The sequence below is a fragment of the Rhodocyclus gracilis genome (assembly GCF_009617575.1).
In the GTDB taxonomy this organism is placed as follows: Bacteria; Pseudomonadota; Gammaproteobacteria; order Burkholderiales; family Rhodocyclaceae; genus Rhodocyclus; species Rhodocyclus gracilis.
In genome coordinates this window covers 47,717-73,280 of the sequence record NZ_WIXJ01000005.1, presented here as the reverse complement: position 1 = coordinate 73,280, position 25,564 = coordinate 47,717, and the positions used below count along the sequence as shown (strand labels likewise).

The 25,564-nt window shown below is 66.7% G+C and carries 23 protein-coding genes and 1 riboswitch; of the genes, 16 read left to right on the top strand and 7 right to left on the bottom strand.

The annotated features are described in order from the left end of the window. The 3 genes from rodA to GHK24_RS08585 all read left to right on the top strand — a co-directional run bounded on the left by rodA (window position 1) and on the right by GHK24_RS08585 (window position 5,815). On the top strand, window positions 1-1,122 hold the full coding sequence (gene rodA, locus GHK24_RS08595; RefSeq protein WP_153472100.1) for a rod shape-determining protein RodA: 1,122 nt from the start codon (window positions 1-3) through the stop codon (window positions 1,120-1,122). Window positions 1,123-1,136: 14 nt separating this feature from the next. Next, window positions 1,137-2,219, top strand: coding sequence for a septal ring lytic transglycosylase RlpA family protein (locus tag GHK24_RS08590; protein ID WP_340642755.1), 1,083 nt, complete (start codon window positions 1,137-1,139; stop codon window positions 2,217-2,219). Window positions 2,220-2,329: 110 nt separating this feature from the next. Then, window positions 2,330-5,815 (top strand): EAL domain-containing protein, encoded by a 3,486-nt coding sequence (locus GHK24_RS08585; protein WP_153472097.1) that lies wholly within the window; start codon window positions 2,330-2,332, stop codon window positions 5,813-5,815. On the opposite strand, the gene GHK24_RS08580 is transcribed toward GHK24_RS08585, so the two are convergent. Further along, window positions 5,812-6,498 (bottom strand): 5-formyltetrahydrofolate cyclo-ligase, encoded by a 687-nt coding sequence (locus tag GHK24_RS08580; RefSeq protein ID WP_228384622.1) that lies wholly within the window; start codon window positions 6,496-6,498, stop codon window positions 5,812-5,814. The two genes, GHK24_RS08585 and GHK24_RS08580, sit on opposite strands and share 4 nt — an antisense overlap. Before the next feature lie 250 nt (window positions 6,499-6,748). On the opposite strand from GHK24_RS08580, the gene GHK24_RS08575 reads away from it, so the two are divergent. From GHK24_RS08575 to GHK24_RS08560, 4 genes are all read left to right on the top strand, one after another. Next, window positions 6,749-8,701 (top strand): lytic transglycosylase domain-containing protein, encoded by a 1,953-nt coding sequence (locus GHK24_RS08575; RefSeq protein WP_153472094.1) that lies wholly within the window; start codon window positions 6,749-6,751, stop codon window positions 8,699-8,701. A gap of 152 nt (window positions 8,702-8,853) precedes the next feature. Continuing rightward, window positions 8,854-9,810 carry a complex I NDUFA9 subunit family protein gene (locus GHK24_RS08570; RefSeq protein ID WP_153472091.1) on the top strand — a complete coding sequence of 319 codons (957 nt, stop codon included), beginning with the start codon at window positions 8,854-8,856 and terminating at the stop codon, window positions 9,808-9,810. A 49-nt stretch (window positions 9,811-9,859) separates the two neighbouring features. Then, window positions 9,860-11,098 carry a multifunctional CCA addition/repair protein gene (locus GHK24_RS08565; RefSeq protein WP_153472088.1) on the top strand — a complete coding sequence of 413 codons (1,239 nt, stop codon included), beginning with the start codon at window positions 9,860-9,862 and terminating at the stop codon, window positions 11,096-11,098. Beyond that, a complete protein-coding gene (locus tag GHK24_RS08560; RefSeq protein WP_340642756.1) occupies window positions 11,095-11,931 on the top strand; it encodes an alpha/beta hydrolase in 837 nt (278 codons plus the stop codon). Before GHK24_RS08565 ends, GHK24_RS08560 begins: the two co-directional genes overlap by 4 nt. A 62-nt stretch (window positions 11,932-11,993) precedes the next feature. Here GHK24_RS08560 and GHK24_RS08555 read toward each other — a convergent pair whose 3' ends face one another. Further along, window positions 11,994-12,185, bottom strand: a complete 192-nt coding sequence (locus tag GHK24_RS08555) for a YjfB family protein (RefSeq protein WP_153472085.1) — start codon at window positions 12,183-12,185, stop codon at window positions 11,994-11,996. Between the two features lie 232 nt (window positions 12,186-12,417). Here GHK24_RS08555 and GHK24_RS08550 point away from each other — a divergent pair, with 232 nt between their 5' ends. Beyond that, window positions 12,418-12,642, top strand: coding sequence for a hypothetical protein (locus GHK24_RS08550; RefSeq protein ID WP_153472082.1), 225 nt, complete (start codon window positions 12,418-12,420; stop codon window positions 12,640-12,642). 15 nt (window positions 12,643-12,657) lie between these two features. Here GHK24_RS08550 and GHK24_RS08545 read toward each other — a convergent pair whose 3' ends face one another. Next, the gene (locus tag GHK24_RS08545; RefSeq protein ID WP_194286399.1) at window positions 12,658-13,527 is read right to left on the bottom strand and encodes a type IV pili methyl-accepting chemotaxis transducer N-terminal domain-containing protein; all 870 of its coding nucleotides are present in this window, start codon (window positions 13,525-13,527) and stop codon (window positions 12,658-12,660) included. A 104-nt stretch (window positions 13,528-13,631) separates the two neighbouring features. Then, window positions 13,632-14,843, bottom strand: a complete 1,212-nt coding sequence (locus GHK24_RS08540) for a class I SAM-dependent methyltransferase (RefSeq protein ID WP_153472076.1) — start codon at window positions 14,841-14,843, stop codon at window positions 13,632-13,634. 184 nt (window positions 14,844-15,027) lie between these two features. Between GHK24_RS08540 and GHK24_RS08535 the strand changes: the two genes are divergently transcribed. From GHK24_RS08535 to GHK24_RS08510, 6 genes are all read left to right on the top strand, one after another. Then, window positions 15,028-15,765 (top strand): pteridine reductase, encoded by a 738-nt coding sequence (locus GHK24_RS08535; RefSeq protein WP_340666147.1) that lies wholly within the window; start codon window positions 15,028-15,030, stop codon window positions 15,763-15,765. 122 nt (window positions 15,766-15,887) lie between these two features. After that, complete coding sequence (gene ttcA / locus GHK24_RS08530) at window positions 15,888-16,769, top strand: tRNA 2-thiocytidine(32) synthetase TtcA (RefSeq protein WP_153472073.1); 882 nt, start codon at window positions 15,888-15,890, stop codon at window positions 16,767-16,769. Between the two features lie 166 nt (window positions 16,770-16,935). Then, the gene (locus GHK24_RS08525; protein ID WP_153472070.1) at window positions 16,936-18,144 is read left to right on the top strand and encodes a pyridoxal-phosphate-dependent aminotransferase family protein; all 1,209 of its coding nucleotides are present in this window, start codon (window positions 16,936-16,938) and stop codon (window positions 18,142-18,144) included. A gap of 25 nt (window positions 18,145-18,169) precedes the next feature. Next, window positions 18,170-18,248, top strand: a riboswitch (SAM riboswitch). Window positions 18,249-18,380: 132 nt separating this feature from the next. Further along, window positions 18,381-19,508: a homoserine O-succinyltransferase MetX gene (metX, locus tag GHK24_RS08520; protein ID WP_153472066.1), complete on the top strand. Its 1,128-nt coding sequence runs from the start codon at window positions 18,381-18,383 to the stop codon at window positions 19,506-19,508. Continuing rightward, window positions 19,505-20,119, top strand: a complete 615-nt coding sequence (gene metW / locus GHK24_RS08515; protein ID WP_153472063.1) for a methionine biosynthesis protein MetW — start codon at window positions 19,505-19,507, stop codon at window positions 20,117-20,119. The genes metX and metW overlap by 4 nt, the downstream gene beginning before the upstream one ends. 71 nt (window positions 20,120-20,190) lie before the next feature. Next, complete coding sequence (locus GHK24_RS08510) at window positions 20,191-21,423, top strand: AmpG family muropeptide MFS transporter (protein WP_153472434.1); 1,233 nt, start codon at window positions 20,191-20,193, stop codon at window positions 21,421-21,423. Between the two features lie 30 nt (window positions 21,424-21,453). Here GHK24_RS08510 and GHK24_RS08505 read toward each other — a convergent pair whose 3' ends face one another. Together GHK24_RS08505 and GHK24_RS08500 are read right to left on the bottom strand one after the other, a co-directional pair. After that, window positions 21,454-21,924: a pyridoxamine 5'-phosphate oxidase family protein gene (locus GHK24_RS08505; protein ID WP_153472060.1), complete on the bottom strand. Its 471-nt coding sequence runs from the start codon at window positions 21,922-21,924 to the stop codon at window positions 21,454-21,456. A 43-nt stretch (window positions 21,925-21,967) separates the two neighbouring features. Continuing rightward, window positions 21,968-22,678 carry a hypothetical protein gene (locus GHK24_RS08500; protein ID WP_153472057.1) on the bottom strand — a complete coding sequence of 237 codons (711 nt, stop codon included), beginning with the start codon at window positions 22,676-22,678 and terminating at the stop codon, window positions 21,968-21,970. A 160-nt stretch (window positions 22,679-22,838) separates the two neighbouring features. Between GHK24_RS08500 and GHK24_RS08495 the strand changes: the two genes are divergently transcribed. Next, window positions 22,839-23,603: a uracil-DNA glycosylase family protein gene (locus GHK24_RS08495; protein WP_153472054.1), complete on the top strand. Its 765-nt coding sequence runs from the start codon at window positions 22,839-22,841 to the stop codon at window positions 23,601-23,603. A gap of 106 nt (window positions 23,604-23,709) precedes the next feature. Next, window positions 23,710-24,198 carry a DUF4405 domain-containing protein gene (locus GHK24_RS08490; protein WP_167680926.1) on the top strand — a complete coding sequence of 163 codons (489 nt, stop codon included), beginning with the start codon at window positions 23,710-23,712 and terminating at the stop codon, window positions 24,196-24,198. A gap of 175 nt (window positions 24,199-24,373) precedes the next feature. Here GHK24_RS08490 and GHK24_RS08485 read toward each other — a convergent pair whose 3' ends face one another. Next, the gene (locus GHK24_RS08485) at window positions 24,374-25,303 is read right to left on the bottom strand and encodes a DMT family transporter (protein ID WP_153472048.1); all 930 of its coding nucleotides are present in this window, start codon (window positions 25,301-25,303) and stop codon (window positions 24,374-24,376) included. Between the last annotated feature and the right edge of the window lie 261 nt (window positions 25,304-25,564).

Sequence of the window (25,564 nt, the reverse complement as noted above, 5' to 3'; positions counted from 1 at the left end):
ATGAGCGATCCGCTACGTCTTCCCGCCGTTTTCTTCCGCCTGCGCGCGCGCCTGCTCGAGCACATCGATCTGCCGCTCTTCTTCATCGTCGCCGCGCTGATGCTGATCGGGCTGGCGACGGTGCACAGCGCCACCTACGACGCCAACAGCCGCGTCCTGTCGCAATTGCTCAACATGCTGGTCGGGCTGGCGCTGATGTGGGGCGTAGCGCAGCTGCCGCCGCAAAAGCTGATGCGCTTCGCCGTGCCGCTCTACGTCATCGGTGTCGTGCTGCTGGTGCTCGTCTTCCTCTTTGGAGTGCGCGTTAATGGCGCACAGCGCTGGCTGTCGCTCGGCTTCACGCGCATCCAGCCATCCGAGATCCTGAAGATCGCCGTGCCACTGATGGTGGCCTGGTATCTGCACAAGCACGAAGCCTCGCTCAAGGCCCGCCACTTCGCCGGCGCCGCGCTGTTGATGCTGGTGCCGTTCGCGCTGATCGCCAAACAGCCTGACCTCGGCACCGCCATCCTCGTCGGCGCGGCCGGTTTCTACGTCATCTTTTTCGCCGGGCTGCCCTGGAAAGTGATCGGTGCGATCATCGCCGCCGCCAGCGCCGCCGCGCCTTTCCTCTGGTCGCACCTGCACGACTACCAGCGCAAGCGCATCCTCACGCTGTTCGATCCCTCGGCCGATCCGCTCGGCGCCGGCTATCACATCATCCAGTCGACCATTGCCATCGGTTCGGGCGGTGTCGTCGGCAAGGGCTGGCTCGCCGGGACGCAGACGCACCTCGAGTTCATTCCCGAACGGCACACCGACTTCATCTTCGCCGTCTTCTCGGAAGAGTGGGGGCTGCTCGGCAACACCGTGCTGCTGGTGCTGTACACGCTGCTCGTCGGGCGCGGCATCCTCATCGCCGCCAACGCGTCGACGCTCTTCTCACGGGCGATGGCCGGCTCCGTCACGCTCAGCTTCTTCACCTACATCTTCGTGAACATGGGCATGGTCAGCGGCATCCTGCCGGTCGTCGGCGTGCCGCTGCCGTTCATCAGCTACGGCGGCACGGCGGTGGTCATGCTCTGCCTGGGTCTCGGCATCCTCATGAGCATCCAGACGCACCGCATGCTGGTCAAGAAATAGGCGAGGGCAGGAAGGTGTCTTGCCGTCACGCCGCAGCCAGAACCGCCGCCCGCCGCAGCCTCGCCCCAAGCACGGGACTCGGTCTCGGAGCGCTCGTCTCGCTGCTGCTCGCCGCCTGCGGCACGCAGCCCCCCGTCGTCGAGCGCAGTCCGAGCGCGACCAGCGAGACGGTCAAGACCACCCCCAAGGCGCCGCGCAAACTCGTCCCGACGCGGCGCGGCGGCGGCTATTACAAGGACGACGGGCCGGCCGACGAGATTCCCGACAACCTCGACGACATCCCCGACGCCACGCCACGCGCCGAGCCGCTGCATCGCTTCGCCAACAAACCCTACGTTGCGCTCGGCCGCAGCTACGTGCCGAACACCCGCGTCCAGCCGCTGCACGAGACCGGTATTGCCAGTTGGTACGGACGCAAATTCCACGGTCAGCGCACCTCGATCGGCGAACCCTACGACATGTTCTCGATGACTGCCGCGCACCCGACGCTGGCGATCCCCTCTTACGTGCGCGTCACCAGCGTGCGCAATGGCCGCAGCGTGATCGTCCGCGTCATTGATCGCGGCCCCTTCCACGTCGGTCGCGTCATTGACCTCTCCTACGCCGCCGCCTGGAAGCTCGGCATCATCGACGATGGCAGCGGGCAAGTTGAAGTCGACGCCATCGTTCCTGACGAGGGTGGCTTCCCGCCGCTGCGGCCGTCGCTGGCCTTGGGGGGCAGCGCGGCCAGCCACACGGACGGCGCCACCGCCAGCAGCGGTACACCGACGCTGCGCAGCGAACCGGATGAGATCGAAGCGCTTTCCCGCCAATTCGCCCTCGGCGACAGCGCCAGCACAGGCGCGGGCAACGCTGGCGTCGAACTGCGCGGCGTCTTCCTGCAACTGGGCGCTTTCAGCAGCGCCGACAACGCCGAGAGCCTGCGCGCCCACCTGACGCGTGAACTCGACTGGGTCGGCGAACCGCTGCGCGTCGTCGCCGCGAACGGCATGTACCGCGTCCACCTCGGCCCTTACGCCAGCCGCGCCGACGCCGAGCGCAACGCGGAGCGCATCCGCCAGACGCTCGGTTTCAAACCAAGTTTTGTCATCCGCTGAAAGAAGCGGCACACTAGCCGCCCTCGGGACGAGGAACGCGCCCCACGAATATCCCCTACGGCACGTCGTTCCCGTCCCCTGCCGGATCACCGGCGTTCTCACGACACCTCATGATTTCCCCGCGCCGCCCCGTCATCTCTCCGCACCAGCGACGCGTCTGGCCGATCCTCCTGCTGGTCGGTCTCGCTGCCGTGCTGATCACGCTACTCGTCGCCAAGCATCAACTGGCGAGCGACGAAGAACTGCTGCGCCAGCATTTCATCGCTGAAGCCGAAGCACGCGCCAGCAGCGTCGCGACGCGCCTGCGCAGCCCCTTGCAAACACTCGATGTCCTGCGCCGACTCTGTGGCGGTGGCGACGCGCAAGGCTTTGCGCGTTGCGTCAAAGCCGCCGGACTCCCCGCCGGCACGCAGGCGGTCGTTCTCGCGCGGCAGGACGGCGCACGTCTGATCGTTCGCCAGGAGGTCGCGGGGCCGGAGAGTGCGCGAGCCAGCGGCAGCAAATCCAGCGCTTTGAACGCCGTCGCGGCCATCGCCGAAGCCCCCCCGCTGCGCAACGCGACGGCGCGTGCGCTGAAGACCGGCACCGCCGTCGCCCTGCACGTCACCCTGCCGGGCGCAGCGGCGACCGATGCTGCGCTGTTGATCGTCGCCCCGGCCAGCGAACACAGCGGCGCTCCCGCCTCGGCCCCGCGCGAACTGATCCTGATGACGCTCGACACGGCCACGCTGTTCGCCGCCGCCAACGACAGCATGCGCCCGCGCGGTCTCGATCTTGAACTGCTTGCCGAGCCTCCGGATGCGCCGCCGATCCGTCTCGCACACTGGCTGTCGCGCCTGCTGGGTGCCGCGCCGGAGGCCGGCGACAACGATCTCGATTTCACCTCCGTCGTCGATTTTGCCGGCCTGCCGCTGCACATCCACGTCCGCCCGACGCAAGCCTGGCTCGACGCCACGCCACGCGCCACGGCGCGCGCGCCGCTCATCGCCGGTGTCATGTTCACGCTGCTGGTGCTCTTCCTCCTCCACCAGGCGCTGACCCGCCGCGCCTACGCCGAAACGCTGGTCGCCGAGCGCACCGCTGCGCTGGCGGAGCGGCAACACGCCTACGCCGCGCTCGTCGAGCAACTGCCCGACGTCGTTCTGCGCATCGATCAGGCCGGGCGTCTACGCCTCGTCAACGGCGCCTTCGAGCAGAGCTTCGGCCTGCTGCGCCAGGACGTGCTCGGTCACGGCCTGCGGCACACGTTCGAGCACTATCCTGGCCTTGATCCTGCCGTCACCGGGCTATGGCAAGGCGCGCTGGCCGGCGTTTTCGCCTCGCAGCAGGAACGCGCGCTCGAATTCGGCTTCCCGACACTCAATGGCCCGCGCTTCTTCGACGGCATGCTGATCTACGAGGAAACGCCGGAAGCGCCCGACGAGACGCCGCTGATCGGCGGCACCGGCTCGGCCCGGCGCCCGACGGTGATCGGCATCTTCCGCGAAGTCACCGAACGGCGTGCAGCGGAATCCTGGGCGCGCAAACTGTCGCTCGCCGTCGAGCAGAATCCGGCAACGATCGTCATCACCGACCCGCAGGGGCGCATCGAGTACGTCAACGACCGTTTTTGCGAAACCACCGGCTACGCCCGCGCCGACGCCATCGGGCAGAACCCGCGCCTGCTGAAATCTGGCGAGACGCCGGCCACCGTCTATCGCGAGTTGTGGCAGACGATCCTTGCCGGGCAGAGCTGGCGCGGCGAATTCATCAACCGCCGCCGCGATGGCAGCATCTACCACGAGCGCGCGCAGATCGCGCCGATCTGCGACAGCACCGGGCGCATCAGCCACTTCGTCGCGATCAAGGAAGACATCAGCGAAATGAAGGCGATGATCGACCGTCTGCACGACAGCGAGGCGCGCTTCCGCAGCGTCGTCGGCGCCATGGCAGAAGGGCTGACGGTCCTCTCGGCCGACGGCTCGGTCATCTTCGCCAACGCGGCCGCCGCCGACATCCTCGGCCAACCGCAAGCCGCGCTGCTCGGCCGCGCCCTCTTCGAGGGCAACTGGCAGATGCTGCGCGAAGATGGCGCCGTTTTCGCCATCGAGGAATTCCCGGCCCTGGTCGCCCTGCGCGAACAGAGGGAAGTACGCGCCATCACCGTCGGCATGAAATCGCCGAACGGTCGCCTGCGCTGGCTGCTGTTCAACGCCGCGCCGCTCAGCAACGCCAGCCGGCCGGCGGCGATTGCCACTTTCAGCGACATCACCGAGAGCAAGGAAGCGCACCAGCGCGTCGAATTCCTCGCCCACCACGATCCACTGACGCGCCTGCCCAACCGCCTGCTGTTGCGCGACCGCGTCGATCAGGCGCGGGCGCTGGCGAGCCGCATGAATTCGCGCTTTGCGCTCTTGTTCCTCGACCTCGACCGCTTCAAGACCATCAACGACTCGCTCGGCCACCCGGTCGGCGACGCGCTGCTGGTGGCGACCGTCGCCCGCCTGCGCAAGTGCTTACGCGAGTCGGACACGCTGGCCCGCCTGGGCGGCGACGAATTCGTCGTCGTCATCAACGACGTGCGCGACACCGAGTGCGTCGCGCGCATTGCCGACAAGATTCACGAACAGTCGAACGAACCGCTGCTCGTCGACGGCCACACCCTGTCGGCCTGTTTCTCCATCGGCATCGCCTTTTACCCCGACGACGCCAAGGATTTCGACGCGCTCATGCAAAAGGCCGACACGGCGATGTACCACGCCAAGCAATCCGGCCGGAATACCTACCGCTTCTTTGCCGAGCAGATGAACGTGCAGGCCATCGAACGGCTCGATCTCGAAACACGGCTGCGCCGGGCGTTGGAAAACAGCGAATTCGTCCTGCATTACCAGCCGCAGATCGATCTCGCCGAGCGCCGCATCATCGGCGCCGAAGCTCTCATCCGCTGGGCCGACGCCTCCGGCAACCTGACGCCGCCGTCCGCCTTCATTCCCGTCGCCGAGGAATGCGGCCTGATCGTGCCGATCGGCGCCTGGGTGCTGCGCGAAGCCTGTCGGCAGGCGAGTGAATGGCAGAGGGCCGGATTGCCGCCCTTCGTCGTCGCCGTCAATCTCTCGGCGGCGCAGTTCCGTCGCCACGATCTCGTCGAAACGGTCATCGAAGCGCTCGTCCTCGCCGATCTCGACGCGCAATGGCTCGAACTGGAACTCACCGAATCCCTGCTGCTGCAAGACGTCGACGCGACGCTGGAGACGCTGCAGCGGCTCAAAGCCATCGGCATCAAGCTGTCGGTGGACGACTTCGGCACCGGCTATTCCAGCCTCGCCTATCTGAAGCGCTTTGACGTCGACAAGCTGAAGATCGACCAATCCTTCGTCCGCGATCTGGTCAGCGACCCGGACGACGCCGCCATCGTCCGCGCCATCATCGAAATGGCGCACAGCCTGAAGCTGAAAACCATCGCCGAGGGCGTCGAGACGCAAGAACTTGCGGATCGCCTCAAGCTCTTCCACTGCGACGAAGGACAGGGCTTCTGGTTTGCGCAGCCACTGCCGGCCGACGCGCTGCAGGACTTCATCCGCGCGCACGCCGTCCCGCCGCGCAGCATCCCCGCCTAAGACGCGAAGTACGTCACGCCGGCCTCGGTGACGAGCGCATCGAGCGGCTCATCGTGCAGCTGCGGTCGCACGCTGTCGACACAGGCAAAGGCGTACGCCACACCAATCGCCAGCGGACGCGGCGAGCGCGCTGCCAGCGTCCGGTCAAAATAGCCACCGCCATAGCCCAGGCGATAACCGGCGGCATCGACTGCCGCACAGGGAATCAGCAGGGCGTCGGGGTGGACGAGGGCGCCGCTCGCCGGATAGGGAATGCCGTGGCAGTCGCGCGCGAACATCGTCTCGCCCGGCTGCCAGGCGCGAAAGAGCAGGGGTTTCGCCACCTCGGCAACGACCGGCAAGGCGGCCAGGAATCCGGGCGCCGGCGACTTTGCCCACTCTGCCAGCGCGGCGCGCACATCCGGCTCATGGTTCATCGGCCAGCAAAAGCCGACACAGCAAACGGCCAGCTGCGGAAAATGCTCGCGCAGATGCGCGCAGATCAGCGCCGAAGCGTGCGCGCAGTCGTCGGCCGACAGCGTACGGCGCTGCGCCAGCAGACTGCGCCGCAACTGGCGACGGAACGCCTCGTCGCCCGTATTTTCCTTCGCCACGTTCAACGCTTCTGCCTTCGCCGTTTCCATCGCCTCGGCCTTGACGGGCGGTTCCGGCGCGGGCGCCGACGGCTTCATGAGGTCTGCCATGTGCTATGCTTTCCGGGAAGTTTCCTTGCTGGCGTCAGGCTTTGCCGGCGTCGGCAGCGTTCTGGCTGACGGAAGACGAGGCGACGCGCCGCGCGCTGAAGGCGAAGTGACGGGCTGTCACAACGCCTAAAAATCGCGCCGACGAAATGCAAGAATGCCGGTCAAACCCCGGTACCGATGCCACGCGCTCTGCACGCTGCCCTCCGCCGACCGACGCCCCCGACCCTACCCAGACACTGCAAAGCTTAACATGAAGCCCTTTTCCGCCATTTCGTTCGCGCTGACCGCCGTGCTGGCTGCCTTGCTGGCACCGCTGCCGGCGGCGGCGGACGTCGGCGACGACCGTTTTCTCGCCGCGCGTGACGCCTACCGCCTCGGCGACCGCGCCAAGCTCGAACGCATTGCCCCCGATCTGCGCGGCTATGAACTTGAACCGTACATCGACTACTGGCTGATCTCGCCGCGCCTGAAAGACATGGACGCCGGAACGATCCGCAGCTTCCTGACGCGGCACGACAAGAGCTTCCTCGCCGAACGTCTGCGCAGCGACTGGCTGAAGCTGCTCGCTTCGCGTCAGCAATGGGCGGAATTCGACGCCGAAGTTGGCAAGCTGGCGCAGCCCGATCAGGACATCGTCTGCTATACGCTGCAAAGCCGGCGTGCCCGCGGTGATGCCACGGCCAGCGACGATGCGTTGCCGCTCTGGCTCAACCTGCTCGAGCCGCCCGACGCCTGCGTGCCGGTGATCGAATCGCTGATCGTCGACAAGCGCGTGCTGGCCGACGACGCCTGGGCGCGCATCCGTCGCCAGTTCGAAGCCAACAAGATGGCGGCGGCGCGTCTGAGCATGAACTATCTACCGCCGACGCAGACGCCCGACAGCAGCGTTGTCGACGCCGTCATCGACAAGCCGATGCCCTGGCTCGTCCGGCTGCCCGCCGATTTCGGCAACAACCGCGCGCTGCGTGAGCTCGCCGCGCTCGCCATCCAGCGCATTGCCCGCAGCGATCCGCGCGTCGCCGCCGACCAGCTGACGCGTATCGAGAGCCGTCTGCAAGCCAGCGAACGCTCCTGGGCCTGGGCGCAGATCGGCTGGCTGGCCGCGCAGCGCCACCTGCCGGAAGCGCTCGACGACTTCCGTCGCGCCGGCAACGCCTCGCTGGGCGACGAGGCCATCCAGTGGAAGGCGCGGGCGGCCCTGCGCGCTCAAGACTGGGCGGCGCTACGGGCGACCATCGAAAAAATGCCGCCGGCACTGGCCGCGCTGCCCGACTGGACCTACTGGCTCGGCCGCGCCTACCGGGCCGGCGGTCGCGTCGAAGAGGCGAACACGCTGTTTGCCCGCATCGCCGGGCAGCCCAATTTTTACGGCAATCTCGCCGACGACGAGCTCAACCGCCCGACGCAAACGCCGCCACGCGCGCGTCCGCCGACACGTGACGAGCTCAATCAGGTGGCCGCCCAGCCGGGCATTCAACGCGCGCTGACCTTCTTCCGCCTCAACCTGCGCTTTGAAGCCGTGCGCGAATGGAACTGGGCCTTGCGTGGCATGAACGACCGCGAATTACTCGCCGCCGCCGAGATCGCCCGGCGCAGCGACATCTTCGACCGCTCCATCGCCACCGCCGACCGCACCAAGAACGAACACGATTTTTCGCTGCGCTATCCCGCTCCCTTTGCCGATCAGGTGCGGCCGGCCGCGCGCAATCAGTCGCTCGACGAAGGCTGGGTCTATGGCCTGATGCGTCAGGAGAGCCGCTTCGTCACCGACGCCCGTTCGAGCGTTGGCGCCTCCGGGTTGATGCAGTTGATGCCGGCGACAGCCAAATGGGTGGCGAAGAAAATCGGCCTCAAGGATTACCAGCACGGCCGCGTCGGCGACGCCGACGTGAACGTCCTCCTTGGCACCAGCTACATGCGCATGGTCCTCGACAGCCTCGACGACCAGCCGGTGCTCGCCTCGGCCGCCTACAATGCCGGCCCGGCACGGGCGCGCAAATGGCGCGCTGACCGCCCGCTCGAAGGCGCCATCTACGCGGAGACGATCCCGTTCAGCGAAACGCGCGACTACGTCAAAAAAGTCATGAGCAACTCCGTCTATTACTCGGCGCAGTTCGACGGCCGCCCGCAATCGCTGAAGGCACGGCTCGGCGTCATCGGCCCACGCACCGGTGCCGACGGCGCTAACAGCGATCTGCCCTGAGACAAGAGACACACGCGCCAGCGGGCGTCGTCATGGCACGAACGCCCGCCGGCGGACGCAGTCGAATGGTGGCGCGCGCGGCATGGCACCGCACGGCAGTTCTGGCGCGCCGATGGCTTCCACGTCTGATTTACTGATTTCGAGAGAACTTCATGGCGAGCAACAACGTACTTCTGATCGGCGGTAGTGGCTTCGTCGGCGGCTGGATTGCCAACCGTCTGACCGAGCAGGGCGTGCGCGTGCGGATTCCCACCCGCCGCCACGAACATGCGCGCCGCCTTACCTTGTTGCCAACCATCGAAACCGTCGTCACCGACGTCTTCAATCCGCTCGCCCTGCGCGAACTGATGCGCGGACAGGATGCCGTGATCAACCTCGTCGGCATCCTGCACGACCGCGATTCACGTTCGCCCTACGGCAGCGGCTTCGCGCGGGCGCATGTCGAACTGCCACAACGCATCGTCACCGCGATGCAGGAATCCGGCGTGCGTCGCCTCGTGCACATGAGCGCCCTCGGCACGGCGAGCGACGCCCCCTCCGAGTACCTGCGTTCGAAAGCAGCCGGCGAGGCCGCCGCCTTTGCCGCCGAAGGCATCGATGTCACCGCCTTCCGGCCATCGGTGATTTTTGGTGGGGGCGACGCCTTCCTCACGCTCTTCGCCAGGTTCCTGCGCCTCGCGCCGGTGTTTCCGCTGGCCGGGGCGCGAGCGCGCTTTCAGCCGGTTTACGCGGGCGACGTCGCCTGGGCGTTCTGCGACTGCCTCGACCGCAACGACACCATCGGTCAGCGCTACGACCTTGCCGGTCCCGGTATTTATACGCTGCGCCAGCTGGTCGAATACACCGGCGAGATCAGCGGTCATCCGCGCCCCGTCATCGAACTGCCGGACGCCATCGCTGCGCTGCAAGCCAACCTCCTCAAGTGGCTGCCCAACCCGCCCATGACGCCGGATAACCTGCGCTCCATGCAGGTCGACAACGTTAGCGACGGAACGCATGACTACCCCGACTGGCGGCCGACGCCGCTGGAAGCTGTCGCGCCGGGCTACCTCTCCGCGCAAACGCCAAAAGGCCGTCTCGACGATCTGCGCCTGCGCGCAGGCCGCTAGGCGACGCCATGCCAGCATCGCGCCCTGCACATCCCAGCAGACTCCGCCGATGAGTGACTGGCAGATTTACATCGTTGGCGGCGCCGTCCGCGACGAATTGCTCGGTCTGCCCGTCGTCGACCGCGACTACGTGGTGGTCGGCGCGACGCCCGAACAATTGCTGGCACGTGGCTTTCGCCCGGTCGGGCGCGACTTCCCGGTGTTTCTGCACCCGCAGACGCATGACGAATACGCGCTTGCCCGCACCGAGCGCAAGAGTGGGCACGGCTACGCCGGCTTCACCTTCTATGCCGCCCCCGATGTCACCCTCGACGAAGACCTGGCGCGCCGCGATCTCACCATCAACGCGATGGCCCGCGCCGCCGACGGAGAGCTGATCGACCCCTTCGATGGCCGCGCCGATCTGGCGGCCCGGCGTCTGCGCCACGTTGGCCCGGCGTTCAGCGAAGACCCGGTGCGCATTCTGCGCATTGCCCGCTTTGCCGCGCGTTTCTCGCGCCCGCCCGCCGACTTCACTATCGCGCCCGAAACGCTGCAAGTGATGCGCGAAATGACGCAGGCGGGCGAAGTCGATCACCTCGTCGCCGAACGGGTCTGGCAGGAGCTGGCGCGCGCGCTCATGGAAGCAACGCCCTCGCGCTTCTTTCGCGTCCTGCGCGAATGCGGCGCGCTGGTGCGTCTCCTGCCGGAAATGGATCACCTGTTTGGCGTGCCACAGCGCGCCGACGTTCATCCGGAAATCGATACCGGCGAACACAGCCTGCTCGTCCTCGACCAGGCGGCGCGCGACAACCTGCCGCTCGCCGGGCGCTTTGCCGCCTTGCTGCACGATCTCGGCAAAGGACTGACGGCGAGCGCAGATCTGCCCAATCATCCGGAACACGAGCAGCGCGGCGAGGCGCCGCTGACCACGCTGTGCGAACGCCTCAAGCCGCCCGCCGAGTGCCGCGAACTCGCGCTGCTGGCGACGCGCCACCACGGTGAAATTCACCGTGCGGGTGAGCTATCGCCGGCGGCCCTGACCTCCTTGCTGGAACGCTGCGACGCTCTGCGCCGCCCGCAACGCTTCGCCCTGCTGCTCGATGTCTGCGCCTGCGACCATCGCGGCCGCACGGGTTTTGCCGACGCGCCCTATGCGCCCCGCGCACTGCTGCAGCGAGCGCTGAGCGCCGTCGGCGCGGTCGATGCTGCGGCTGTGGTGCGCGCTTGCGCCGATCCAGCCACCATTCGCCAGCATCTGCACGAGGCGCGCGCGCAGGCCGTGCGCCTGGCGCTGGATAGCGCGTGATTCACCGCCGCGTCGGCGCACTGGAGCTCATCTCCGCCAGCCCGACGGGCGCTGCGCCGGCAGGGCCGCCTCTCCTCTTTGTCCACGGCGCCTTTTGCGGCGCCTGGATCTGGGCCGAGCATTTCCTGCCCTGGTTCGCCGCGCGTGGTTACGCCGTGCACGCCGTATCGTTGCGCGGACATGGTGAAAGCGACGGGCATGCGCAGCTCGACCAACTGGGGATCGACGATTTCGTCAGCGATCTCGAAACTGTCGTCGCTGATCTCGGCAGCATGCCTGTGCTGGTCGGCCACTCGATGGGCGGCTTCGTCGCGCAAAAATACCTCGAGCGTCATCCGCTGGCGGCTCTTGTGCTGATGGCGTCCGTCCCTCCGCAAGGACTGGCCGCCGCGCAGATGTCCTTGCTCTTCCGTCAGCCGGGTCTGATGTCCGAACTCAACCGGCTCATCGGCGGCGCACACGTGGCGCCGGAGGCACTGCGGCAGGCGTTGTTCGCGCAGGAGATCGCGCCCGAAACGCTGACGCGTTATTACCGCCGGATGCAGAGTGAGTCAGTGCGCGCCATGTGGGATATGTCGTTCTTCAACCTGCCGCAACGCTGGCGGATGAAGGACGCACCGACCCTGGTAATGGGCGCTGGCGCCGACGCCCTGATTCCGGAATTTCTCGTCCGCCAGACGGCCGAACACTACGCGGCGCCGCTGACGATATTTAGCGCCTTGGGCCACGGCCTGATGCTGGAGCGCGACTGGGAAGAAGTAGCGCGCAGCCTGTGCGATTGGCTCATCGCCACCCGCGTGCTGCCCGCGCAGGAAAACCCGCTCCCCGCCTGACCCGCATACGCCACCACACCGTACGGCGCGATGGCGCCCGCGGCGATGCAATGCTCAGGTGCTCAGGCGAAAGCGTCGACCTTGTTGCCGAGATTGGGGGGATTGTTTGTCGGCTGGGGCAGGGCGGAGATCAGCTGTGCTGCCGTCTGCGCCTGCACATCCATCGACTTGCGCAACACCGAAAGCGCCACGGCATCGCCGGTTGACGCTTGCGCCGCCGCAGCGGGAACGCTGCCGATGCTCGAGATGTCCATAAAATACTCCTTGGGTGTTCGTCGCATTATCGGCTAACGGCGCCATGGTGCAAGAGCCAGTGAGCGGCAAGCGACGACGCTTCGCAACAACGCGCGGAGCCGGTGTTGGAACACGGCGGCGCGCAAAGATTCACGGCGTATCAACCTGACGGCGTTTCGGTCGTTAGTGGGGGAACACGCCGCCGCGAGGAGCCGGCGTTCGCTTCGTCAACGTGCTTTCGAAGGATTCACCATGGCGCTCATCATCGACTTGAACGGCAACTGTACGCAGGATACCGACGAGCAACTCCGCGATGCCCTGGGCGTCCATTACAGCGACGAGATTCTCGACGCCGGCTGGACGTCCGTGCCGCGCGAAGAGCCGGCGTTGCACGCCATCCCTGCGCCCGAAACCCCGCACGAGCCAGCGTTCGACGCCGACGGTTTTCTCGAACGCGTCTATTCCAGTCAGGAGTAGGCGAGGCGACGGCCGCTACTCGCGCCGCGCCGGCGCGCGGGCGGAGGCGGCGAACTGCGTCGCCACCTCGTTCAGCGACTCGAGAATGCGTTCGCTGGTCGTCGCCACGTGAACGGGGTTCGAGCGCTCGCCACGCGCCATGTCGCTGACCGCCTGATCGAAGAACACCCACTGCACCTTGACGAGATCGAGCGCCTCGCGCGTCGGCTCGGTGTTTTCGTGCGCGCTCGTCAATTCCTCGAAGGCCGCCGTGAATTCCTTGCGCGTCTGCTCCGCATCGACGCGCCGGCCGCGCGAGTTATCGCCGGTCAGGGCAAAGAGATAAATCCGCGCCAGACGTTGCGCCAGCATGCTCTGCCGCAGCGTCAGGTCGAGCAGGCGCGCGACGGGAGCGTCGACGCCTTCCTCGATCTCCAGCGCCAGACGGCCTGCCGTGATCGACTGCGTTTCAGCGAGCGCGTTGATCCGCTGAATGGCCGCCGGACTCCACGGCAGCGCCAGCGCCGCCTTCAGTTCCGACCACTGGCTGTCGACACGCGTCAGCGTCTTCTGCGCCACTGGATCGCGCAGGCGGCGCAGCAGTTCGGCAAGGTCGGTATCGCTTTGCCGGATCGCCTGCGCCAGCTGCCGGCGCGCGGGTTCGGCGTTAATACCGAGGCCGATCTGCAAATAGAGCTTGGCAACGCGTTGTGCCTGCAAACGCAAGCGTCCGGCGCAAAAAAGATCGATTCCTCCTTCGCTCTCGGCACGCAGGCTCGCCGAGACAGCCGCCGGCGAGCCCGCCCCGTAGGCAGCAGACGCCGGCGCGAGCTGCGCCGCTGCGGCTGAATGCACGCCAAGGGTCGCCGTTCCGAGCGCCAACATCGTCAGGACGACGCGGCCCATGCAGCGCCTGCGCCGGTCCGGCAAGGGTTCCTGGCAAGCATCCTTCGCGCGACGCCCTTTAATACGACGGCGGACGCCCGCTGTTGAGGTACAGCGATGATCGCTCATAGCCTTGCCGCCCGGTCATTCTGCCGGAAGCCGCGTAAAGGCCCGGCCAAGCCGCGCCCCAGAGCGATCACCTTGAACAACTCGCCCATTTCCGCCGGCGAGAGCAGTTGCTGGGCAGCGCCCGCCAGCTTCGGCCACGCGGCCGGATCGCTGGCTTGCGCCTGCGCCAGCCACTCGGTCAGCCCGCAATTGAGCAGGAACGACGCCTGCGTCGTGTAGCCGAGCAGCGACAAGCCAGCGGCCGAAGCAGATTCGGCAATCGCCGTGAAATCGACGTGCGCCGTGATGTCCTGCCGGCCCGGCACCTCCAACGGCGTATCGCTGGCGCGATGGCGGCGATGGCACATCAGCGTGCCGCCGTTGCGCTGGGGGTGGTAGAACTCGCCCTGCGCAAAGCCGTAGTCGATGAGAAGCAGTGCACCTCGCCCCAGGATGTCGCCCCAGGTCGCCACCCAGGCCGGCGCGGCGAGGGCGATTTCCGAGGTATAGGGTGCCGCGATGGCGCATTCCGCCTGCAACGCCTCGGCGCGTTCGCGCAGCGGCGAACTCGCCGGACGCGCCTCGAAGGCAAGGCAATCACCCGCACGCACGACGCCGCGCTCGTAGATTCCGTCCTCGCACCAATCGACGAGCGATACCGGCATCGCATCGAGCACCTCATTGCCAAGCACGACGCCGTCAAACGTCGCCGGCAGATGGTCGAGCCAGCACACTCGATCAAGCAGATGCGGCACTGTAGCGGCGAGGGTGGCGCGCTGCCGCGCACGCAAGCTCGCCGAGAGGTCGAGAATCGCGTAACGCGTCGGCAAGGCGCCAAGGCGCTCCAGTTCGCGCAGCATATCGGCGGCAAGGCGTCCGGAGCCGGCCCCTGCCTCGATGACACTCGACGCGCTGTGCGCCATCAATTCGGCGACCTGCACAGCCAAGGCCGCCGCGAAGCCACCGCCCAGTTCAGGCGCAGTGACGAAGTCGCCGGCCGCGCCAAACTGCCGGTCGTCCGCCGCGTAGTAACCCATCCCTGGCGCATAGAGCGCCAGTTCCATGTAACGCGAGAAGCTGATCCAGCCTCCCGCCTTGTCGATCTCGGCGGCGATATGCGCCGCCAGACGCGCCTCCCCGTGCGGGCTCTGCGCGTCAGTATCGCCGGCAGGCGGCGCGACGTCGTTCGGGCGCGGCGCTTCGCTGCCGGCGCGTGAGACTGGCTTCATGATTCCCCTCAACGGCAAACACACGGCGCGACGGCTGCCCCGCCACGCCGCCGGCAAGTCTACTCGCACGCAAGGCGTGTGGACGATGCCATTGACGACGCCGGGACGCGACGCTGCCGCAAGGCGGCGGCACTGGCGAAAATCCGTTAAAATCCAGTTCCTTGGGCGCAGCGGGAGAGTACAGGTGAACGACAAGGTCGTGTTGGTGACCGGCGCAGCGAAGCGGGTTGGCCGTGCCATTGCGCGCGAGCTGCACGCCAGTGGCGCGCGCATCGTTGTGCACTACCGCAGCGCCAGTGCAGACGCGGCAGCGCTCGTCGCCGCCCTCAACGCGCAGCGCCCGGCCTCGGCCAGCGCCATCCACGCCGACCTGCTCGACATGGCCCAGCTGCCGAAGCTCGCCCACGACGCCCATGCCTGCTTCGGACGCCTCGACGCTCTGGTCAACAACGCCTCCAGCTTCTTCCCGACGCCTGTCGGCCAGATCGACGAAGCGGCGTGGTCGGACCTCATCGGCAGCAACCTGAAAGCGCCGCTCTTCCTGACGCAGGCGGCGGCGCCTTATCTGCGCGCAGCGGGCGGCGCGATCGTCAATATCACCGATATTCACGCTGAACGGCCGCTCGCCGGCTATCCGCTTTATTGTGCCGCCAAGGCTGGCCTCCTCGGGCTGACGCGCGCGCTGGCCATCGAACTCGCGCCGCAGGTCCGCGTAAATGCCGTCGCGCCCGGGCCGATTATGTGGCCGGGCGACGACGCTTTCAGCGACGACGAACGGCAGCGCATCGTCGCCCACACGCTCCTGAAACGCGAAGGCGGCCCGGTCGATATTGCCCGCGCCGTCCGCTTCCTGCTGTGCGACGCGCCCTACGTCACCGGGCAGGTCATCAACGTCGATGGTGGCCGCACGGCGCATCTCTGAATCCCCCGCACGACGCCCGCCGCCTTCCCGCCACGGCGCGCCCTTTCCAGCACGCCGGCCCGGTTGCTTCTCGCCAGTCGTGCGTTCCTGAACCTTCCGTCTTTTACCCACGACTCATCACCATGCCTCTTTCCCGTAACGTCCAACGCCTGCAAAAGCGCCTGCTCGGCGACGTCGGCCGCGCCATCGCCGACTACTCGATGATCGAAGACGGTGACACCGTCCTCGTCTGCGTCTCCGGCGGCAAGGATTCGTACACACTGCTGTCTTTGCTGATGCACCTGCAACAGCGCGCGCCGGTGAAATTCCGTCTGATCGCGATGAATCTCGACCAGAAGCAGCCCGGCTTTCCCGCCGACATCCTGCCGGCTTACTTCAAATCGATCGGCGTCGACTTCCGCATCGAGGAGCAGGACACCTACTCGATCGTCAAAGAGAAGATTCCCGAAGGCAAGACGACCTGCTCGCTGTGTTCGCGCCTGCGTCGTGGCGTCATCTACCGCGTCGCCAAGGAACTCGGCTGCAACAAGATCGCCCTCGGCCATCACCGCGACGACATCGTGCACACGCTCTTCCTCAACCTGCTCTTCGCCGCCAAGCTGAAAGCGATGCCGCCCAAGCTCGTCACCGACGACGGCGCGCACATCGTCATCCGACCGCTCGCCTATGCCTCGGAAGCCGACATCGCCGCTTTCGCGCGCGGCATGGAATTCCCGATCATCCCGTGCAACCTCTGCGGCTCGCAGAGCAACCTGCAACGACAGAAAATCCGCGAGATGATGGCCGACTGGGATCGCCGTTATCCGGGCCGTACCGAAGCGGTATTCACCGCATTGCAGAATGTTGTTCCCTCGCACCTCGCCGACACCTCGCTCTACGATTTCGCCGGGCTGGTAGCGGGCACCGTTCCCGCCGCCGGCGACGGGGACGAGGCCTTCGACCCACCCGAGCTGCTGCCGCTGAACGAGACCCGCGTTGAATTCCGGCTCCGCGAGGACGACTGAGCAAGAGCGCGGCTTGGCGACTCTTCGACTCGACAGCTGACGCCACGGGCAATATCGAGCACCTCGGCAACACGGCGGCCCCGACGCACGCGCGGCGGGATCGGTTTATGATTTCCGCTTTTTTCACGCCCCTTCCACTCAATCCCACTGTCAAGGTCACGACCCGATGAGCGCTCTCGAAAACATCTCCGCCCGCCCGTCCTTCGCCTCCTTTGCCCCGCCGTCGCGCACGCTGATGGGCCCCGGCCCCTCCGATCTGGCGCCGCGCACACTGGCGGCGCTGGCACGACCGACCATCGGCCACCTCGACCCGGCCTTCGTCAGCATGATGGACGAGCTGAAGGAGCTGCTGCGCTACGCCTTCCAGACCACCAACGCGCTCACCTTCCCGGTCTCCGGCCCCGGCTCGGTCGGCATGGAAACCTGCTTCGACAACCTCGTCGAGCCGGGCGATACGGTCATCGTCTGTCGCAACGGCGTGTTCGGCGGGCGCATGATCGAAAACGTGCAACGTGCCGGCGGTATCGCCGTCATCGTCGACGACACCTGGGGCGAACCGGTCGACCCGCAGAAGGTGGAAGACGCCTTCAAGGCCAATCCGCAGGCCAAGCTGCTCGCCTTCGTGCATGCCGAAACCTCGACCGGTGCGCGTTCCGACGCACAGGCGCTGGCAGCCATCGCGCGACGCTTCGGTGCGCTCACCATCGTCGACGCCGTCACCTCACTGGCTGGCTGCGAACTGCGCGTGGACGACTGGGGTCTCGACGCGGTCTATTCCGGCAGCCAGAAGTGCCTCTCCTGCACGCCGGGCCTGTCGCCCGTCACCTTCTCGCCGGCGGCGCTGGCGCGCATCCAGGCGCGCAAGAGCAAGGTGCAGAGCTGGTTCATGGACCTCAATCTGGTCCTCGACTACTGGAACTCGGCCAAGCGCACCTATCACCACACGGCGCCGATCAACAGCCTTTACGGCCTGCACGAATCGCTGGTGCAACTCGCCGAAGAGGGGATCGAGAACGCCTGGGCCCGACACGCCCGCCTGCACCGCATGCTGCGCGCCGGCTTCGAAGCGATGGACCTCGCCTTTGTCGTTGCCGAACCCTGGCGGCTGCCGCAGCTGAACACGGTGCACATTCCGGCTGGCGTCAACGACGCCGATCTGCGCCGCCAGCTGCTTACCGACTTCAACCTCGAAATCGGCGCCGGCCTCGGCCCGCTGGCTGGCAAGGTGTGGCGTTTCGGTCTGATGGGGCATTCCTGCCGCGAAGGAAACATCCTGCTGTGCCTCGAAGCGCTGGCCACGGCGCTGACCCGACAAGGTCGGCCGACCGATGCGGATGCCGCCTTCGCCGCGGCCCGCCGAGCCCTCGCCGATTGACTTTTACGGCGCTGGGGCGTAGTTTTCCCGCCACAGCGCCGATTTGACCGAACAGCTTGCGGGCGCTTTATAAATACGGCTAAAGAGGGGCTGCCCAGTCCGCTTGATTGCCGACTGGGCTTTTGTTTTTTGGCGTGACGCCGCAGATATGGCCTGATTTACGCGCACGGTCCGTGTGAATTGGCGCTGCATGTTGGCGTTTTCGCGTTTTTAGCGTCTTTTTCACGGCTTACGTCATGTCCAACAGCCATTCCGTCGGCGTCGTGACGCCGCAGCGAGTCCGCTTCGATACGCCGCTCGCGCTCAAGAGCGGCGCCTCGCTACCGTCCTTTGAACTCGTCTACGAGACTTACGGCACGCTGAACGCCACGGCCAGCAACGCCGTACTCGTCTGTCACGCCCTCTCCGGCAGCCACCACGTCGCCGGCACCTACGGCGACGACCCGAAATCGGCCGGCTGGTGGGACAACCTCGTCGGCCCCGGCAAACCGCTCGATACCAACAAGTTCTTCGTCGTTGGCGTCAACAACCTCGGCGGCTGCTACGGCTCGACCGGCCCGCTGTCGATCAACCCGGAAAACGGCCGCCGCTACGGCGCCGACTTCCCGCTCGTCACTGTCGAAGACTGGGTGGCGGCGCAGGCACGGCTTGCCGATCACCTCGGCATCGACGCCTGGGCCGGCGTCCTCGGCGGCAGCCTCGGCGGCATGCAGGCGCTGGAGTGGTCGCTGCAGTTCCCCGAGCGCATCCGGCACGCGCTGGTGATTGCGTCGGCACCCAAGCTCTCGGCGCAGAACATTGCCTTCAACGAGGTGGCGCGACAGGCGATCCTCTCCGATCCCGATTTCCATCAGGGGCACTACGTCGAGCGCGGCGTCGTGCCGGTGACCGGCCTGCGCCTGGCGCGCATGATCGGCCACATCACCTATCTGTCGGACGACCAGATGGGTGAGAAATTCGGCCGCCAGCTGCGCCACGGCGAGCGCCGCTTCAATTACGACGTCGAGTTCGAGGTCGAATCCTACCTGCGTTATCAGGGCGACAAGTTCGCCGGCTTCTTCGACGCCAACACCTACCTGATGATGACCAAGGCGCTCGATTACTTCGACCCCGCCTATGACTTCGGCGGCGATCTCGACGCGGCGCTGGCGCGGGCGAAGGCCGATTTCTTCGTCGCCAGCTTTTCCACCGACTGGCGCTTCTCGCCGGCGCGCTCGCGCGAGATCGTCTCGGCGCTGCTGCACAACCGGCGACGCGTCGCCTACGCCGAAATCGACTGTCCGGCCGGTCACGACTCCTTCCTGCTGGACGACCGGCACTATCACGCCCTGTTGCGCGCCTATCTGGAGAACATCGCGGTATGAACCAGACTCCCCACAGTGAAGCCCGCGAACGCTTCGACTATGCCGTTATCGCCGACTGGATTCCGCCCGGCGAGCGGGTGCTCGACCTTGGCTGTGGCGACGGCACGCTGCTCGCCTACCTGCGCGAAACCAAGAACGTCACCGGCTACGGCGTCGAGATCGACGCCGACCGCGTGCTCGGCTGCATCCGCAATGGAGTCGACGTCATCCAGATCGACATCGAGCGGGGACTGTCGGGATTCGAGGACGCCTCCTTCGACCACGTGATCATTTCGCAAGCCTTGCAGGCGATGCACGCTACCGAGCATGTGCTCGAAGAAATGCTGCGCGTCGGCCGCGAGGCGGTCATCAGCTTCCCGAACTTCGCTTTCCGCGCCAACCGCGAGGCCATCCGCGCCGGCCACATGCCGGTCTCGGCCAATCTGCCGTACGACTGGTTCCAGACACCGAACGTGCGCTTTTTCACGCTGATCGACTTTGAAGGCCTGTGCGAGCGCCTGGGCATCGAAGTGCGCGAGCGGCTCGCCTTCGACGATCAGGGCAACGCCGTGACCGACGACCCCAATCTGAACGGCAGTCTCGTCTTCTACCGGCTCGGCCGCGCCCGCTGATGGCGGGCGACACGCCCCCCGCAGAGCCACCGCACGGCAGCGACTGGCGACGCGCGCTCTTCTCGCGGAAGATGCTGATCTGCATCTTCACGGGGTTTTCGTCCGGCCTGCCGCTCTACCTGCTGCTCAACCTGCTGCCGGCGTGGTTGCGCAGCGAAGGCGTCGACCTGAAGACGATCGGCTTCTTCGCGCTGATCCAGTTCCCCTACACCTGGAAGTTCCTCTGGGCGCCGCTGCTCGACCGCTTCGCGCTGCCGAAACTCGGCCGTCGGCGCGGCTGGATGCTGGCGACGCAGATTGGCTTGCTGCTTACCATCGGCAGCCTTGGCGGCCTCTCGCCGCACGAGGGAATCGGCCCGGTGCTGTGGCTGGCGGCGGTCCTCGCGCTGCTTTCGGCGACGCAGGACATCGCGCTCGACGCCTACCGCCGCGAGCTCCTTTCGGAGGAAGAACTCGGCCTCGGCAACTCGGTGCATGTGAACGCCTACCGCGTCGCCGGGCTGGTGCCGGGATCGCTGTCGCTGATCCTCGCCGACCGCCTGCCCTGGGGCGAGGTGTTCTGGATCACCGCCGCTTTCATGCTGCCCGGCATGCTGATGGCGCTCACAATCCGCGAACCGGCGCTGACCGCCGCTGCGCCGAAGACGCTGCGCGAGGCGGTGGTCGAGCCTTTCCGCGAATTCATCGGCCGCGCCGGCGTGCGCGGCGCGCTGCTGACGCTCGGCTTCATCTTCCTCTACAAGCTTGGCGACTCCCTGTGCACGGCACTGGCGACGCCGTTCTATCTGGATATGGGTTTCACCAAGACCGACATCGGGCTGATCGCCAAGAACGCCGGGCTGTGGCCGGCGGTGATCGGCGCTCTCGCGGGTGGTCTGTGGATGGTCAAGCTCGGCATCAACCGTGCGCTGTGGCTGTTTGGTGTGGTGCAGGTGCTGTCGATCACAGGCTTTGCCTGGCTGGCGTGGCTCGGCCCGCAGGGCGAGATCGACCTCGCGGCACGTCTGTCGCTGGCGCTGGTGATCGGGCTGGAAGCACTCGGCGTCGGGCTGGGAACGGCCGCCTTCGTCGCCTTCATCGCGCGCAGCACGCACCCGGCCTACACGGCGACGCAGTTCGCGCTGTTCACCAGTCTCGCCGCGGTGCCGCGCACGCTGGTCAACGCCTCGGCCGGCTGGCTGGTCGACGGCCTCGGCTGGTTCGCCTTCTTCCTGCTCTGCGCGCTTCTGGCGCTGCCGGGCATGGCGCTACTCGCCAAAGTGGCGCCGTGGAATGCGGCGGAGCCGGTAAGGTTGGGGCGATAGGGGTTTCCGCTCTTTTAGCTCTCGCGTCCCTCAGCGCCGCGCTTTCCCGCTGACGTGCTCGACGTCAATACGCAAGACGGCGACCCGCTCGATCTTGCCGGCGATGTATTTGTGGCCTTGCGCCATGAACTCCGGCGAGTATTTTTCCAGAAGGGCGACGAGGGCGCGTTCTTTCTCGTCGCCGTCGACGAGGCGGGCCGTACCGGCGGCGATGGCGCTTTCGTATTCCGTGGAGAAGTGTCGCGGCAGCGTCTGCGTGTGGCCGACGACGCAGAACGACACGGCCGGATTGGCGGCGAGGTTGTCGAGCTTGCGGCCTTCGGGCGCGCAGTGCACGTAGATGACGCGCTCGCGGTAGGTGTAGCTGACGGGAATGGCGTAAGGCAGGCCGTCGCTGCCGACCGTCGACAGAACACCGTAGGTACCGGCGGTAAGCAGGGCTTCTGCCTCGGCTGTGGGGATTTCGCGGTCGGCGCGACGTGGGGGGCGGGCGGGGATCATGAGCGGAGAGAAGGTGCGGGCCGGGAGGGCGTTCGCCTCGCGGTCAGGCGGTTTGCGCCTTGCCGTCGATGGTGATGCTGACCTGGCCCTTGGCATCAAAGTGGAGGGCGACTTGCGGGGCCGGGCCGCTGCCGGAGAGCAGGGCGGCGTACTTGTTGAAGATAGCCGTCTGCGCCTGAGTTGTCGTGGCGTTTTGCAGTTCTTCCTGGAACGGCGCGTAGCGGTCGAGATCGGCCTTCGTCGATGACAAGCCGGAGGTCCAGTTGATCGCCCGCGCCAGCGACGGCGTGTCGTTCAGCGCCTGCTTGAAGGCGTCGGCGTACGGGTAGTCGGCAGGAAACTGCATTTGCCCCGACGAATCGTAGGTGATCTGCGCCGGGGCGCTGGGAATGCCGTGTGCGGCCAGCACGCCGGGCAGCTGGCTGGAGATGTACTGGTTCAGCGCATCGATGTTGCGCTGCGAAGGCATCAGCAGGGGCGGTAATTCGCCTGTGCCGCTGTCCAGCTTGCTGGAGAGGTAATCGTCGACATTGAGGCTGACGACGCCCTTGTCGGTATCGAAGGTCGCCTGGGTGGCGCTCCTGCTACTGCCCGACGCGCTTTGCTCGCTCGCAAGCTGCTGCCGCGCGGCAGCAGAGAGGGTGACGGTATCGGCAGATATTGCCGCTGTCGTGGCAATGGTTTGCCGCGTGGAGGGGCTGACGGTGCTGGCGTTGTAGCGATAGGCAACACTGGGGGGGCTTTGAACGATCATGAGTGCGCTCTCCGGGTGTGGATGGCGCGAATCTGCACGATGTATGCCAGTTGTCGTGCGAGCCGGCTTGCCGCCTGCACGGCGCCGCCACACGGCGGCGTGTGCCGGGGTAGCATTCGCTCCTTCGCCCCTTGCTGGCTTTTTTCTGCCCTGCCCTGCCATGACACGACACGCCGCTCCTGACGCTGCTCCGACCAATGCCACCGCCGCCGCGCTGATAGCTGCCGCGCGCGAGCTTTCCGTGGCCGTCGACGCGCTTGATTTCTCGCCTGCCGCGAGCCACGTGTACAACCCGCTCCGCTACGCCTGGGCGGCGCATGAGGCGTACCTGCGTCGCTACGGCGCCGGGCGCAAGCGCGTCGTCTTTCTCGGCATGAACCCCGGCCCCTTCGGCATGGCGCAGTGCGGCGTGCCCTTCGGTGAGGTGGCGGCCGTGCGCGACTGGCTGGGCATCGTCACGCCCATCGGCAAGCCGGCGCACGAGAACCCGAAAAAGCCCGTCGAGGGCTTCGCCTGCACACGCTCGGAGGTAAGCGGTCGGCGCCTGTGGGGGCTTTTCCGCGAGCGATTCGGCACGGCGGAGGCTTTCTTTGCCGAGCATTTCGTCGCCAACTGGTGCCCGCTCGCCTTCTTCGACGACGGGCGAAATCTCACGCCGGACAAGCTGCCAGCGGCCCTCACGGCGCCCCTCACTGCGGCCTGCGACGCGCACCTGCGGTACGTCGTCGCGGCGCTGCGCCCGGAGTGGGTGGTCGGCATCGGCGGCTTTGCCGAGGCGCGCGCGCAGGAGGCGCTCGCCGGCATGGACGTACGCATCGGCCGCATTCTCCATCCCAGCCCGGCGAGTCCGGCGGCCAACCGCGACTGGGCGGGTACGGCGACGCGCCAGCTCGCCGCGCTCGGGCTGTGGGGTGAAGCTGCCTGAAGCCCTCGCGGCAAAGTGTTTCTGCGGCTTTACAGCTTGTTACGGCGATGCAATAGAGTTTCGCGGGGTGGCGATGACAATGCGCTCATTTTCCGGGGAGCAGGCAATGAACATCGACCGCCGCTGGCTGACGCCGATTACCGCTGGCGCTTTTTTACTGTCGGCAGTTACCGGCGTACTGATTTTCTTTCATCTCGACATCGGGCTGAACAAGCTGGCGCACGAGTGGCTGAGCTGGCTGCTGGTCGGCGCCGTCGTGCTGCATGTCACGCTGAATTTCGGTGCCCTCCGTCGGCATCTGTCGTCGCGACTGGGTGCGGGGCTCCTTGGCCTCTGCATGCTCGTCCTCGCCTTGAGCTTCCTCTCGCTCGGCGAAAAGCAGGAGCCGCCGTTCATGGCATCGATTCACGCGCTGGCCGACACGCCGATCACGACGCTCGCCCAGGTGGCCCGACGCGAGCCAGAGGACGTACGCGAAATCCTGCGCGGGGAAGGACTGCATCCGGAATCTGACGCACAAACGCTCGGCGAACTCGCCGGCCCCAACCCGCACCGCCAGATGCTCCTGCTGAACAAGCTGCTCGGCCAGCACTGAGCACCGTCGGGATCGGAAGGCGCTGAGGCGTGCTCCGTCGCACCGGGCGCATCGAAGTGGCGCAGGACGCCTGCCGCATGAGAGCAGTCCCCGCGCGTGACACGCGTTACGCACTTCAACTCGCGGCGACTGGCGACAACGCACCACACGCCGCAGCAAGCCGCAGCAAGCCGCCTCAAGCCACCTTATCCGGGCGGCGTCGCACCGAGACCAGCAGCACGCCGATCAGCACCAGCCCGGCGCCGGCCACCTGCGGCAACGATACCGGCTCGCCAAGAATCGGCCAGCTGAAGAGAATCGTCAGCACCGGACCAAGCGTGCCGATGAGGACCGAGCGCGATGCGCCAATGCGACGAATGGCGGCCGATTGCATGAATACCGGCAAGACGGTCGAGAAAATCGCCATGCCGATGCCGCAGGCGTACACCGGCCACGGCTGAATCAGCGCGGAGACGGGCTGCGTGGCGAAGAAATGCAGCTGCGTCGCGGCGACCGAGACGAGCATGGCCATGGCGGTAAAGCGCGCCGAGCCAAGCCGCTGGATCGCCGACGCCGCGCCGGCGTTGTAGAAGGCGTAACTCAGCGACGAGGCAAAGACGAAGGCGCCGCCGATCAGCACGGCGTGCGTATCGCCGCCGAGATTGAGGTCGTGCACAACGGCGAGCGCGATGCCGACGTAAGAGAGCGCGATGGCGCCGATCTCCCGCCGCGTCAGCGGTCGGCCCATGAACAGCACGCCGATGAGGATCGTCAGCGTCGGGTAGGTGAAGAGAATGAGCCGCTCGAGGCCCGCCGAAATGTAGCGCAGGCCGATGAAGTCGAAGAGGCTGGACGCGTAGTAGCCGAGGATGCCGAGCACGGCGATGATCGCCCAGTCGCGGCGCGACAGCGGCGGCGCGCCGCGACTTTCGCGCAGGCCGACCCAGACGAAAAACGGCAGCGAAAACACCATGCGCAAGGAGAGCAGGGCGACGGCGTCGACCGGCACCGCCTGCGGTACGGCGTACGCCAGCTTGACGAAAATCGCCTTGAACGAGAAGCCGAAAGCGGCGGCAATCGCCAACGCCACGCCGAGTCGCTCGGGGGACCAGTGTTTCCAGGGCATTGAAGTGGCTTCGTGAATCGGGGAGAGGAGATGCCGCGCAGCTGCCGGCGGCGGCAACCTGGCGAAGGGCCGGGGTGGAGCAGGGCGCCCACGCGCCCGAGCATTCTTGCGACGCAATTCTCCGCGCTGACGGCGCGGGCGACAATTGCTATGTCCGCAAGGAAGCGTTCGACTTAGACGAACGCAAAATAGGGCAACGTCCTATCTGTGGGCAGCAGGGCTTCGAGCATTCGTCCGCATCGCATGGTGAGGTCATGCAAC